This window comes from Bacillus sp. 95MFCvi2.1 (assembly GCF_000374965.1).
Lineage (GTDB): Bacteria > Bacillota > Bacilli > Bacillales > Bacillaceae_G > Bacillus_A > Bacillus_A pseudomycoides.
In genome coordinates, this window is the sequence record NZ_KB895743.1 from 1 (window position 1) to 13,063 (window position 13,063).

General features: G+C 30.1%; 9 protein-coding genes and 1 tRNA gene. All 10 read left to right on the forward strand.

The genetic code is table 11. The features are described from left to right. A partial coding sequence (locus tag C568_RS33940; protein ID WP_018783584.1) for a lichenicidin alpha family lanthipeptide occupies window positions 1-150 on the forward strand: 150 nt, incomplete at its 5' end. 71 nt (window positions 151-221) lie between these two features. Further along, on the forward strand, window positions 222-3,362 hold the full coding sequence (locus C568_RS0129080) for a type 2 lanthipeptide synthetase LanM family protein (protein WP_018783585.1): 3,141 nt from the start codon (window positions 222-224) through the stop codon (window positions 3,360-3,362). Window positions 3,363-3,376: 14 nt separating this feature from the next. Continuing rightward, window positions 3,377-4,825, forward strand: coding sequence for a S8 family serine peptidase (locus C568_RS0129085; protein ID WP_018783586.1), 1,449 nt, complete (start codon window positions 3,377-3,379; stop codon window positions 4,823-4,825). A 376-nt stretch (window positions 4,826-5,201) separates the two neighbouring features. Continuing rightward, window positions 5,202-6,125 (forward strand): ABC transporter ATP-binding protein, encoded by a 924-nt coding sequence (locus tag C568_RS0129090; RefSeq protein WP_018783587.1) that lies wholly within the window; start codon window positions 5,202-5,204, stop codon window positions 6,123-6,125. Continuing rightward, on the forward strand, window positions 6,122-6,865 hold the full coding sequence (locus C568_RS0129095; RefSeq protein ID WP_018783588.1) for an ABC transporter permease: 744 nt from the start codon (window positions 6,122-6,124) through the stop codon (window positions 6,863-6,865). Before C568_RS0129090 ends, C568_RS0129095 begins: the two co-directional genes overlap by 4 nt. A gap of 15 nt (window positions 6,866-6,880) precedes the next feature. Next, window positions 6,881-7,618 (forward strand): ABC transporter permease, encoded by a 738-nt coding sequence (locus C568_RS0129100; protein ID WP_018783589.1) that lies wholly within the window; start codon window positions 6,881-6,883, stop codon window positions 7,616-7,618. A 969-nt stretch (window positions 7,619-8,587) separates the two neighbouring features. After that, window positions 8,588-10,744: a peptidase domain-containing ABC transporter gene (locus tag C568_RS0129105; protein ID WP_018767839.1), complete on the forward strand. Its 2,157-nt coding sequence runs from the start codon at window positions 8,588-8,590 to the stop codon at window positions 10,742-10,744. 83 nt (window positions 10,745-10,827) lie between these two features. Continuing rightward, complete coding sequence (locus tag C568_RS0129110) at window positions 10,828-11,034, forward strand: hypothetical protein (protein WP_018783590.1); 207 nt, start codon at window positions 10,828-10,830, stop codon at window positions 11,032-11,034. A gap of 348 nt (window positions 11,035-11,382) precedes the next feature. Continuing rightward, complete coding sequence (locus C568_RS0129115) at window positions 11,383-11,613, forward strand: hypothetical protein (protein ID WP_003210328.1); 231 nt, start codon at window positions 11,383-11,385, stop codon at window positions 11,611-11,613. Window positions 11,614-12,257: 644 nt separating this feature from the next. Continuing rightward, a tRNA-Cys gene (locus C568_RS0129120) sits at window positions 12,258-12,328 on the forward strand. The last annotated feature ends 735 nt before the right edge of the window (window positions 12,329-13,063 follow it).

Here is a 13,063-nt window from a genome sequence, read left to right on the forward strand (position 1 = left end):
CATCCTGCAGGTGAAGTTGATTCTAACGAAATTAAAGCTCTATTTGGTGCTGGTGAAGGTGACGTAACACCTGAAGGTTTAAGTAGCTGGTTAGGTAATAAAGGCGGATACTGTACGTTAACTAAAGAATGTATGTCTTCTTGTAACTAATTATTTATGTTGAACAACTCTATTAGAGAGGCAGGTAATCTGCTTCTCTAATTAATGAAAGGAGCAGTAACATGCGGGTAAAACATAGTGCATTTATTGATGAAATAAAAATTAATGATAATATAGTCCCAGATTCTACAGATTACATACATTATTGGAAGAGAACATTTGGAAACGATGAAAATAAATTTAAAAAAATCTTAAAAGATATTTCAGGTATTCCATTAGCAAACCTATCTAAATTAGATCAGGATGAATACAATGTACAGGAAATAGATGCATTATTATCATTAACCTTCTCAGAGTTTGATAGTTTTCAAACATATGAATACTCCCCAACAATAGAAGAGAAATTATCGAAATTAACTTTTTATGGATTTTTCGAAAAATTCATGTGTTACTCATTTTCTAAAGTTCATCAATCACTGAATACATACTCGTTCTTCGAAGAATCGCAATTATTGGCACCATTAGAATATATGTATAAAAGATTGTATGAATTATCCCACAAAACATTAATATTAGAACTGAATATTCAACGCGTTCTTGAAAACTTAAAGGGAGAAACTCCAGAAGAACGTTATTCTCATTTTTGTTCTTACATTAGTACAAATGAATTTTTAGTTTATTTTAAGGATACATATTCTGCATTATATAGAACGATGTTAACTACATTAATCTATTGGTCAAATAATATTACTACACTTTACTATAATCTTGAAAAAGATAAAGTCGAAATTCAAGAGAACTTTAATATTGATATTCAGACAAATAAACTAATTACAGTTACATTAGGACTTGGCGATGAACATAATGATGGTAAAACAGTTTCATTACTTGAATTTCATCCTAACATGAAACTTATTTATAAACCTCGATCAATTGGTGTCGAAGCAGCATTTAATGATTTAACTGCTTGGATAAATAATCAAGTTAATGATAAAGCTCATCTGTATTCACCAAAAATCATTGATAAGCATTCTTATGGTTGGGTTGAATATATTGAGAATATAGAATGTCAAACGGAAGAACAACTTAAATCATTTTATTTTAAAATGGGAAGTCTTTTAGGAGTTCTGTATAGTTTAAATGCTGTGGATTTTCACTATGAGAATATTATAGCGATGGGAGAGTATCCTGTTCCAATCGATCTGGAATCCTTATTCCATCATGCAAAAATATTAGAGGAAAAAGATGGTTCTGCTCATAATAAAGCTCTAAATTTAATTAATAGATCTGTTCGATCCACTGGGATTATTCCATTTCTTGCCTTCAATAGCGATAATCCTAACTATAAAGGTCTTGATTTAAGTGGTCTTAGTGATAAAAACGATCAATTATATCCATTAAAAGTGCCTTCAATAGAGTCAAAGAACACTGATGTTATGCATATAGATGCAAAATATACATTTGTTAAGGTAAATGAATTTGAAAAAAATAAACCGATTTTTAAAGGTGAAAAAGTTTCATATAAAGATCATGTAGACGTTATGATAGATGGTTTTAAATATATTTATGAATGGATTTTAAGTAATAAACAACAATATAGTAATTATGTTTCAAATAAATTTAAAAATACGATAGTAAGAATGATTCTACGGCCTACTGCCGTATATGGTGAGTTACTAAGAAAAAGTAAACATCCTGATTTTTTACAAAAAGGATATAACAGGGATATTTATTTCCACACTCTGGCATTGGACCCAGAGAACAAACCAAAAGAAGTTATTAAATCCGAAAAAACTGATCTACTCAATGATGATATTCCATATTTTTATACAACAGTGAGTAGCAATCATTTATATCATAGAGAACAAATTTGTGTTCAAAACTTTTTTGAATCATCTCCTTTAGAAGCTGTAGTAAGCAAGATTAATGACCTTAATATTGTAGATTGCTCACAACAAATTCGAATTATGCGAATGAGCTTTTTAGCACATTCAGCTACATTTGGTGCAAATGAACAGACTATTGATCCATATCTTAAAGTCAATATTGATGCGAATAAATCTAAGGAGTTCTTAACTGAAGCAAGCCACATAGGAGATTATTTAATTGCTAATGCCATAGAGGGAGATAATCAATCCGATCTTTGCTGGATTAGTACAGTAATATCTGCTTCTAATGAATATAAGTGGGATATCTATCCTGTAGATTTAGATTTATATAATGGTTTAAGCGGTATTTCCTTATTCTTTAGTTATTTATATCATTTGACTGGAAAACAAGATTATAAAATAACAGCTGAGAAGTCTATTAATCCTGTAATTAATTCACTCCAAACATTATCTGAGCAAAGAATGTTTAATATTGGGACTTTTAGTGGTGTTACTGGATCCATTTATGCTTTAAATCATATTAATCAATTATCACAGACTAAACAATATGAACAACTAATACTTGATTCTATGAGAACGGTTGTTGGTAGATTATCTCAAGATAAAGTGTTTGATATTATAGACGGAACTGCAGGGGTTGTCGGAGTTCTAATATCCCTTTATAAAAATAGTGGTAATAAAGAATATTTAAAACTTCTTACACAAGCAAGTGAATACTTAATAAACACTGCATATTATCATCCTGAAAAAGAGGGATATGTCTCTTGGAAACAAAGAGATGATATTTCATGGATTGGATATTCTCATGGAACTGCGGGTATTATTACTGCTTTAGTAGCAGCTAATCAATATATAAACAATCCTAATATTTTAGAACTAGCAGATAGAGTTTTATTCTATGAAAATAGCTTCTATGATTCAAAGTACAAAAATTGGAAGCTCCCTTCTAAAGAAAACCATTCTGTTGCTTGGTGTCATGGTGCTCCAGGAATTTTATTAAGTAGATTAATGTTAAAAGAAAGTAATTATGAAAACAGTATAATTGATCAAAATATATATGCCGCTTTAGATACAACTATTGATAAATCATTTGGTCATAATCGTTCACTATGTCATGGAGATTTTGGAAACTTAGATATTCTTTTATATGCAGCAAAAGTATTACAAGATAAAATGGCTTACGAACGGGCACATTCTATCGGTATTCAACTTTTAGAATCCTCTAAAACGCATAATTGGAAAAACGGGGTTAGTACGGGAACTGAATCATTTGGTTTAATGACAGGTCTTAGTGGGATTGGAGTAGGTCTCTTACAACAATATGACTATAATTCAATTCCTTCTATTTTAAGGTTAGAAGAGGTTAAAATATAAAAGGAGACGACTACATGAAAAAGTTAAAAATCCTTATGACTATACTTTCCGTATTCTCGTTAAGTTTAGTTACACAACCGGTAAAGGCAGAAGAAATAGAAAAAAAGGATAATTATAAATTCATCCTTTTGGATAACGAAATTCAACCTAATAACAAAGAAAATATTATACAATTTTTGAAAGAAAACAATGCAATTGAAATTAAGTATACTCCAGAAATTCAAATGATTTCATACAAAGAAACTAATAGTAATATTCAATCCAATTTAGATAGTAAAATACGTACTAAATTTAAAACATCTATAGAAGATGTTGCTAATAGTGCTAAATTAACTTTACAAGATCCAAAAATTTCAAATCCAAATGAGCACTTTACCAATAATAAGTTAAACTATAGCTTGTCTTCGAAACGAACATTGAATTCTATTACTATTAATGAACCTGTTTCGAATGCTTCACTACCTTGGCAAATTGCCAAGGTAACTGATAATTATAAATCTCATAAGATAACTTTGGGACAAAAAAATGTAAACATCGCCTTAGTGGACAGTGGGGTAGATTATAACCACCCTGAACTTAAAGATAGCATTAAGTATTCGGAAGGAAAATCTTATGTTCCCACTGAGCCTGATCTATTAGATCAAAATGGCCATGGTACCCAAGTTGCAGGGATTATTGCAGCTCACGATAAATTAAAAGGAATTGTTCCTAATATAACCATCACACCGTATAAAGTTATTGGAAAAAAAGATGGTGAGTCAGTCTGGACTATACAGGCTATTATTGATGCAGTAAATAACGGAGCAGATGTAATAAATTTAAGTTTAGGGACATATAAAGCTACAAATTTAGAAGACGAGAACGCAATTATAAAAGCATATGAAAGAGCTATCCAATATGCACAAGACAAAAATTCTATTGTAGTTGCTTCAGCAGGAAATGAAGGAATTAATTTGGATAAACCATTTGAAAAAACAGATGAAAAGAACGGTGTATTATATAAAATTCATGTACCTGGTGGATTGAGTAATGTATTAACCGTATCAGGAACAGACAAAAACGATGAAATTGTAAATTACTCAAACTTTGGTCATGAAGTAGATTTTAGTGCACCAAGTGGTTCTTATGGAAGAATTATTAATAATCAATTCAAATTTGACCCATCCTATTTAATTGGTACTACTTATCCAACATATTTAGAACCTACTATGTTGGATGCTCAATTAAATACACCTAAAGGCTACACACTTAACCTAGGGACTAGCCTATCTGTACCCGCAGTATCTGGGACATTAGGAGCCATTATTTCAAGATATTATGAGCTTCATTCTACAAAACCAGCAGCAGACGTAACTATGAATTATTTAAAAAATGGTGCTACTGATTTAGGTGTAGATGGTAAAGATGATCAGTATGGATATGGATTGGTAAATAGTTATAAAAGTATAATTAGCATTAAGTAATATAATTTTTAAGAAACGTACTTCAATGATATTTTTAAAATACACTTACTATGATTTTAGAATGCAATGATAGTAAGTGTATTATTAAATAAAATTTGATTAAAGAGTGTGATGAAGCACCGGATAACTACAGTATACTGAAATTCATCTCGTACCCAAAATTGGTGTTTCACACCTTCACATTTTTGAGGAAGGAGACATCTGTCGGAAAACGATAAATTTTTTGCTATAAAGATTGAATATTCAGTAAAAATAATATCAATTTTTTGTTGTGCTTTGCCATCCTTTTTACAAAGCATAAGAAACAATTGATATCCAGGAAAAATAAGGATAAAATTCAATTGAATGAAAATTTTAACGATAGGTGGTTGATTTCGTGAATAATCAAATTCTAAACATTAAAGGCGTGCATAAAAAATATAAGGAGAAACATGTTCTAAAAGGAATTGATTTATCTATAAAAAAGGGTGAAATATTTGGATTATTAGGCCCGAATGGAGCTGGTAAATCTACATTTTTTAAAATCATCTTAGGATTAATAGAAGCTGATGAGGGAACTGTAGAAGTATTGGGAATGGATATACAAAAGAATAGAATAGAAATCTTATCTAAAACAGGTTCATTAATTGAAGCTCCAACCTTTTATGAACATTTATCTGGATACGAAAACTTATTAATTGCTTCTAAAATGAAAAATGTTCATGATAAAGAACATATAAAAGAACTTTTGAATTTATTTAAATTATATGAAGATCGAAACCGTGCTTTTAAAAAATATTCTCTTGGTATGAAACAACGTTTAGGATTAGCTGCTGCTTTCATAAATAACCCTGAATTATTAATATTAGATGAGCCTACTAATGGCTTAGATCCACAGGGAGTTTATGAAGTGAAAGAATTAATAAAAAAAGCTCCAAAAATGTTTAATTCTACTATAATCCTTTCAAGTCATATTTTAAGTGAAGTTGAACAAATGGCTGATCATATCGGGATTATTCATCATGGAGAAATAAAGTACCAAGGTTTATTATCTTCTCTACAAAATAAACAATCATTAAATATTGTTGAAGTTAGTGTTAATAATATAGCTCTTACTGATAAATTGCTTAAACAATCCAATTATACATTCAGTGTAAATAATAATATCTTTAGTATCGAATATTACGATGAGAAAACTCTGAATGATATTCAACAACTATTAGTGACTAATCAGATTTTTATTCAATCTTTCCAAACTAAAAAGCAGAATTTAGAGGAAGCATATTTAGATATTGTTGAACAAGGTGCTGTAAGTGTATGAGAAATGTATTAGCCACTGAGTATATAAAATATAGAAAAAGCCATTTTTGGTTTTTGGTTATCTTAGGACCTATTATACTTGCATTAGGTGAATTTGCTGGATTAAATTACTATAGTAATTCTCATACTATTAAATTAGAAACTATATTCGGCATAAATTTGCAACTTTTAAAATACATCTTAAACTTTTTTATTGTGTTTATTATAGCTAGTGTAAACAATGTTGAATATAAAAATTCTACGTGGAAAAGAACATTTACGTATCCGGTACAGAAATTTAGTGTGTATGTAAATAAGTTCCTTATTGTTATGGTTGCTCTTATTATTACAACCGTAATACATATGATTTGTACAGTGTTATTAATTCCAGGTTTAGGTATTTCTTTGGATGCGGTTTCAATGCAGCATGTGTTTGTTTTTACGTTATATCCATTTCTTATTAGTATTCCATTTTGTGCCTTGGCGTTCATTATATCCATTAATTTATCGAATCAATCAGTGATCGTTGCACTAGCTCTAGCTTCGTATCTTTTCGGCGATATATTAAGTTCAGCTAAGCTTTGGTGGTTTCCTATTTCATATCAAATCTTATATTTTCCAATCAATTATGTGAATAATCTAGATGTTTTTAATACATTATGGTCATATGATAAATGGTACATGCTAGCAGGAATTCCTATTACCATTCTCATTTTAGGAATTGGATACATCTTATTTATTAAAATGAATAATAAAAACTAACAAAGGAGATCTCAAATGATAAATTTAATTTATTCCGATTGGATAAAAATAAGAAAACACCCGCAACAAATTGTATTATTCATCCTAGCACTTTTTCCGATTATATATTCAATGATTATGTATACTAAATATGTAGTAAAAGAGTATAATCATGGTTTGGATAATGATTGGATGGGCGTATGGATGTTGGCATCTTTCTTCTATGTTGGTTTTTTTCTTCCTGTTATTTCAGGGATGGTAACGGCCTTCCTGTGTCAGTTTGAAGACAAAACCAATTGGAAAATAATGCATCTATCTCCAAATACTAATTTTAAAATTGTTTTATCTAAAGTTGTATCCAGTGTATTATTATTTTCTGCACTACACTTAATAGTTTTAATAAGCTTATATTTATTTGGAATGTATTTTGATTTTACAGATCCATTTCCTTTATTATTCATGATTAAAGTATTTTTACTTTCTGTAGTTGCGACACTTCCACTTATTACAGTGCAACTCTTATTATTCTTATTTATTAAAACATCTATCACTTTTACATTTGTTAATATAATCCTATCTTTAATCGGTTTATTTCTTTTTTCAGAAGTAAAGTGGGGATTTGGATATATATGGTCTTTACCATTCAAGTCTATAGAATTAGTTGATCAGAGTATATTATCTATTGGTATATTATTGGTATCAATAGTTGCATTTACCATTGGTATGATTTTAATTACAGTACGTTATGTAAAATCATTGAGAAAGACAGTATAGAAAGAGAAATGCCCCTTAGAGAGGCCTGATATTATCCCATTTAGGTAAACAGTTAAAAGAGTCCATCTAGTTGATGGACTCTTTTTTTCTGTTTATCTAGAGATTTTTTTGTAGCGAAAAAAGGCCAATCCTTTCAAACATATACAGGAGAATTGACACTCCCATCTCTAAAGTGGCAAGCTGGCTAACGCCAGTAGGATTCTTGCTACCAAAGGCAACGTTCATTTCTGATAGCGCTGACGTGTAAGATTGCCATCACTCTCACGAAAGACCATATAGGTTCGTGAGCTACGATACTATGACCATATCGTACAGCTAGTTGAGTGTTCGAATGTTTTAGCGTCTTGTTCTAGTCTATAGTTGAATTATACCCCCAAAAAAACAAGTGCTTTTCTACGAAAAAACGATACTTTCATCCCATACCTAAAGGCGGACTAAATCCTGCATGGGCTTTCTCTTATCGCGAATTCTGTAAAGGGCAGCAAACATAGCTACCTTTTTTGTTTCGGATCTAGTGTTACTTCCCCTATGTTTAACTCATCTTATGACAAAACTACTTTAAGTTGCTTACTATGTTTATTAATATTTACCCTAACACTATTTTAGGGCATGTAACGAAGCTTATACCGAAAAGTGATTTTCTATGAGAGTGGTATATAAGTTACTTTTCGTTATAAGCAACTACAATTTCAATTAAATAAGTTAATACTTACTATATTAATATCTCTGAGAAGATAAATTTCAAAGTAATGATTGGATATATAACGTTGGACTTATGACAGTACTTCTATTATTTAAAGCCACACCTAGAAGGGTTTTAGCCCTTAACATCTTCTGTAGTAGTAAATAAATAATGAAAAAATTAACGATAATTTGCTTTTTTTTTGATACTTTTTTACTAATTGTTATTAACATCAGGAAACGTTTATATTTTAAGTACAATAAAATATATAGAAAGGAGCCTAGTTGATGTTTAAGAAGAAGGTACCATTTATAGAACAAGCTCAACAGACTGAATGTGGTTTTTGTTGTATAGCGATGATTACCGAATATCATAATAGTACCGTATCTTTTCATGACATGTATGAAAGGATTGGTAATGGAAGAGACGGAACGTCACTATTTCATTTAAAGCATCTAGCTGAGGGGTTAGGATATGAAGCAAATTGTTTTAAAATTCAAGAATATGATGAATTATATAAACTCCCACTCCCCTGCATTATTTATTGGAAAGAAAAACATTATGTAGTACTAGAGGAAGTATCTGAACATGGAGCAACAATTGTTGATCCAGCTGTAGGAAGAACGAAAGTGAAAAAGGAAGAATTCGAAAGGGATTTTTCAAAATATGTTATGACATGCGTACCGGGTGAAAGGTTTGTTAAAAAGAAACGGAAAAGCTTGTGGTTACCATATATTAACATCCTGAAGGAAAGACCATCCCTGATAATAAATTTAGTTTTATTATCCTTTGTTTTACAGTTATTCACTTTAGGTATACCTCTTCTGATCCAATATTTAATAGATAATGTCATTTCACCTCAAAATTTTAATTTATTAAATATATTTCTAATATCAATAGTATTTGTGGTGGGATTCCAATTTCTATTCAATATAGTTAGAGGTAAGGTTTTAATCGTATTGGAAAACTTTTTAGATAAACAAATGATGAGTAAATTTATTAATCATTTACTTCATTTACCTTATCATTTTTTCCTCTTAAGAAAATTTGGAGATCTTCTATTCAGGGTAAATAGTCTAAGAATGATTCGAGATATGATTGGTTCAAATCTTATTAAGGGTATATTAGACGTTGGATTACTAATTGTAATATTCGTTTTCATGATAATTAAATCGCCACTTTTGACTTTATCTGTTTTAGCGTTCACAGCAATTAACGCAGCTTTATTAATTGCTACACGCTCAAAAGTAAAAGAAGTTAGCCAAGAAGAAATTATTGCTAATACTGAAGTGCAAAGTATTCAAACTGAAACATTGTATGGAATATTTAATGTTAAAACAGCTGGAATCGAGGATAAAATATTTACTCGATGGAAAAAGAGTTTTAACAAATTATTAAAAGCTTATCGAAAGAAGGAAAACCTTAATAATTACATTCAATCAGTAAGTAGCTCTATCGGGAATTTAGCTCCCTTATTTACTCTTTGGCTTGGTGGTTATTTAATATTAAACAATCAGTTAACATTAGGAAATTTAGTAGCTTTTCACGCTATTTCCAATCAATTTTTTGGATTAAGTCAGTCGATTGTCCAAATGTTTAATTCTTTCTTTGTAACTGGTACGTATTTAAGAAGGGTACAAGATGTATTAGATGCACCGATAGAAGAAAAGCACACAGATATGAAAGAGATAACTAATCTCGAAGGCCGTATACGTTTTGAAGATGTAAGCTATCAATATACAAAATATAGTCCTATGTCTGTTGAAAATATTAATTTAGAAATTAAACCGGGCCAAAAAGTAGCAATTATTGGAGAATCTGGCGCTGGAAAAAGTACCATGTCTCGTCTACTATTGGGATTGCATAATCCGAGTGAGGGGAAAATATATTACGATGGTGTCGACTTAAATAATATCGAAAAATCATCATTGAGACGTCAAATTGGTGTAGTTCCTCAGGACGTTACACTTTTTAATAAGACCATTTTTGAAAATATTGCAATTTATGATAAGGATATATCGATAGAAGAAGTTGTTGAAGCCGCTAAGGTAGCACAAATACATGATGACATTATGAAGATGCCTATGCAGTATAATACGTTCATATCTGAGATGGGATTCAATATCTCTGGAGGACAGAGACAACGTATTGCACTTGCGAGAGCTTTAGTTCATAAACCATCAATTTTAGTGTTAGATGAAGCAACTAGTTCATTAGATCATCTGAATGAGAAGAAGGTAGATGATTATCTCAATGAAATAAAATGTACAAGAGTTGTAATTGCACACAGACTTACTACAGTAATGAATGCCGATTTAATAATTGTAATGGATAAAGGGACTATTATAGAAGCAGGTACTCATAAAGAGTTAATGTTAAAAGCAGGTTATTACTCTTCCTTCTTCAAAGATATAGAACCTGAGCACAAATTACTAGCAAATTAAGCGAATATATTTATGAATTTGATAACAATAACTTCATTACTTTCAGGAAAAGAAAATTTAATTAATAAGAAAGAGGGATAAATATGGATATTCAAAGAAAAAAAACAGGAACTATGCGAAAAGTAGCAAGATATACCGGTGCAATAGCAATCCTTTTATTATTGGTATCTTTTATATACCAATGGAATAAAGGTTTAGAGGTTGATACTACTGAACAATTAAGTCTAGCATTAGCTGTTGCATTTTTCCTTTCTAGTTTTATTCCCGAAAGAAAAAGAGATAGTAACTAACTTAATAAGCACTTGAGATCTATTTCTCAAGTGCTGATTCCTACAAATGCAAAATAAGGGATATATCGGTAATTTATTATTAATAATATTCTTTGGATAGAAAGTTAATAGTAGAAATTTTTTCGGAATCATAATGAAATAATAGAGTAATAAAAGAGAGAATAATTATAACTCATCAAATATAAAAGATATTCGATAGTCTATAAAGAATTATTCATGCCGAAAGGTATTTTAAATTTAGATTTTAAAAAATAAAATTCATTAAGTGAAAATAGAAAATGTATTCAATATTTTCTACATATGTAAATTCAAAACAGAATAAAAAATTATAAAAAAAGGGTGGTTACAATGTTTAGAAGAAAAAAATCAGATGAAATGAGAAAACAAAAATGGAATACTAGTGGGCTGGTTAGTGTAGTTGATGAAAGTGAATTAAGACAGGTTGTTACTGGAGCTGGTTCAGATGATATTTATATAGAGACAGTTCCAGCTGCTATAGCTGCTTTTTTACCAAATCAGATGGTTGCACATTCAAACACATATCCTAATCCAATGATTACGCCTCCTAAATACAGATAACATGGGACTCACGATTTACAAGAAAGGGAACGTATTAACACTAAACGATCTATATTTGAATCCAGGTTGTCATAAGAATAGTTATTCCACTGATCCTATAGCAATTAAAGAAAAGCTATTCGACAGAAAAGGTATTGGGTATTATCAAGGTACAAAATTATTTTATTAGATATTCAATCTATATTTAGGGTGTATATCTGTAACATAAAATAGGAATCTACATTCCTTAAATATGTTCAAAAAAATTTTATTTTAGGGGATTAGATATCTGTAATACTGAGCTATCCCTCTTTATAGAGGCAAGAGGATCCTGTAAATATCTAATTTTCATCCACTATTTTAGTAGGATTAACTCATGGTTTATGTAATAAAACATATTTGTACGTTGAAGTCACATGCCTCTTCTCTTATTTAGCTGGAGGAGGCTACTCTACTTCAATAGACAAGGGAGACAAATTATTGAAGGTTTTCTGTAAACAATTATTATGTTTGAAAAATCAGTAATTTAGGTTACTAAATTAAAAAAACAATGTTATAATCTTATTGATAATCTGTTTATTTAGAAATAATAGTTAATTGATGCGGTGTGCACATTGTTTTAATTGGAAAGCAGAGTGTTAATTCTCTTCTATAGAGAATTATATGGCGGCATAGCCAAGTGGTAAGGCCCAGGTCTGCAAAACCTGTATCATCGGTTCAAATCCGATTGTCGCCTTTTATTTTAATGTATCAATATTTCTCATATGGTGGCATACCAATTAGGCGTGGTGAAAGGTTAGCATACCCTTTTATGTTGGTTCGAATCCAACTGTCACCTTATACCCCAATACCCCTTGTAAATGATTTCTTATTATAACCTTCAATAAATAATATTTTTTCGAAATTCCAAAGTAATAAAGAAAAATTTTTTACTCCTCAGTTACTGACATATTGCACTAATTACTCAAATAATCATACTTCGTACTACTACACTTATAATTCCAACAAGATTTATTTCACAGGAAGACTCTCAAAGAATAATTTTAGTAGCTAACATGAATAATGTGTGCCATTGAGCATGGCTATTCTTAATCGAATATATAAACTTTGTTTTATTAAAATTTCTAATTCTTGTTACTGCAATTGTATAAACTTATACCGCGATAAATATATTTCATCGTAATACCCATAGCAAGATAATTAAACAAGATTCATACTAAAACACTATACAACATTTTTTCTTAATATTAAGTTTTAGTGTTTTAAATTACTATATAAGTTAAATAGCTGAAAGGAGATGTATTTATGAAAATTAAAGGTGTATTAATATCGCTACTCGTTCTGGTTATATCCTTAGGGTTCTTAGCAACAGAAAAAGCAAGTGCATCTGTATCTGTATCATCTAATCTAGTAAATGAAGTAGGAGATAGGATTGATACAAGTAAAAACTATTATATAGTTCCAGCAGATT

Coding starts and splice junctions, on each gene's coding strand:
- C568_RS0129095 (WP_018783588.1), top strand. CDS start 6,122: ATGAGAAATGTATTAGCCACTGAGTATATAAAATATAGAAAAAGCCAT.
- C568_RS0129115 (WP_003210328.1), top strand. CDS start 11,383: ATGTTTAGAAGAAAAAAATCAGATGAAATGAGAAAACAAAAATGGAAT.
- C568_RS0129110 (WP_018783590.1), top strand. CDS start 10,828: ATGGATATTCAAAGAAAAAAAACAGGAACTATGCGAAAAGTAGCAAGA.
- C568_RS0129085 (WP_018783586.1), top strand. CDS start 3,377: ATGAAAAAGTTAAAAATCCTTATGACTATACTTTCCGTATTCTCGTTA.
- C568_RS0129080 (WP_018783585.1), top strand. CDS start 222: ATGCGGGTAAAACATAGTGCATTTATTGATGAAATAAAAATTAATGAT.
- C568_RS0129105 (WP_018767839.1), top strand. CDS start 8,588: ATGTTTAAGAAGAAGGTACCATTTATAGAACAAGCTCAACAGACTGAA.
- C568_RS0129100 (WP_018783589.1), top strand. CDS start 6,881: ATGATAAATTTAATTTATTCCGATTGGATAAAAATAAGAAAACACCCG.